General features: G+C 40.4%; 1 protein-coding gene. It reads right to left on the bottom strand.

Features of this window, described 5'->3' with window-relative positions; genetic code table 11:
* Positions 1–338: 338 nt before the first annotated feature.
* Entirely contained in the window at positions 339–740 is a 402-nt protein-coding gene (locus ACS8FD_RS18330) for an ExbD/TolR family protein (RefSeq protein ID WP_439261672.1), read from the bottom strand.
* Positions 741–874 lie beyond the last annotated feature (134 nt).

Below are 874 nucleotides of genomic sequence, written 5' to 3'. Positions count from 1 at the left end.
ACATTCGTCAGCGTGACCTCGACTACCTACGCACGCCTTATCCGTTCGGCTACGGACCTAATCGCTTTGGCTATGGTTATCGTCCATTTGGCTATGGCTGGTAACCACTACAACGAGCTTTGAACTTTACTGGCATTGTTAAATAACATTGACACTTTAAAATCATTCTACAATAAAGAAACCTTACAAGGTTACCCAAGTAAGGCTGGAGAAAAAATTTATTATTTTAATTATTCTGCTTATTGTATTGATTATATTTTTATTGCTGGGTTTATTGGTTTTTTTGGCAAGCCTATTACTATAAGGGCCAACCTTTCAATACAGCCTATCTATAAAAACTACTCATTTACAAAAGCTATTTTGGACAGACCTGCTTCACTAGCCGTTGCCAATACTTGCGCCACGGTATCGTACTTGCTATCTTTGTCCGCGCGTAGCTGTATTGAAGGCTCTTTACCCTTAGCGCTTTCTTGTTGCAAACGTACCTCTAAAGCCTCTAGACTAATGGCTTTATCATCCCAAAATATTCCCGCATCTTCATCAATACTGATCTGAATCACCTCAGGCGGGGTCTCATTAACTGTGGCACTAGTTTTTGGCAAATCTAGTGGCACTGTGGGGTTTAATACCGTCGCCGTCAATAAAAAAATAATCATCAACACTAACATGACATCGATCAGCGGAATAAGGTTCATCTCATTCATACCTTGAACGTCATCATCACCCAGTTGAAATGCCATAATTACCCTCGACATGCTGCTTTTGATTCATTTGGTTATTCACACTACCACTTACATCTATTATCTGATCATAACCTTCGTCGGTTTTAACGACCTTATTAGAGGATGGCTACTACCCCTGTGATGGTGCTGAG

It is taken from the genome of Psychrobacter sp. 1U2 (genome assembly GCF_051847575.1).
Note: the sequence above shows the minus strand (reverse complement) of the source record. Positions and strands in the feature narration are given on the sequence as shown.

Bases quoted from the DNA above. Each gene is read 5' to 3' on its own strand.
- ACS8FD_RS18330 (WP_439261672.1), bottom strand. From the start codon at position 740: ATGGCATTTCAACTGGGTGATGATGACGTTCAAGGTATGAATGAGATG.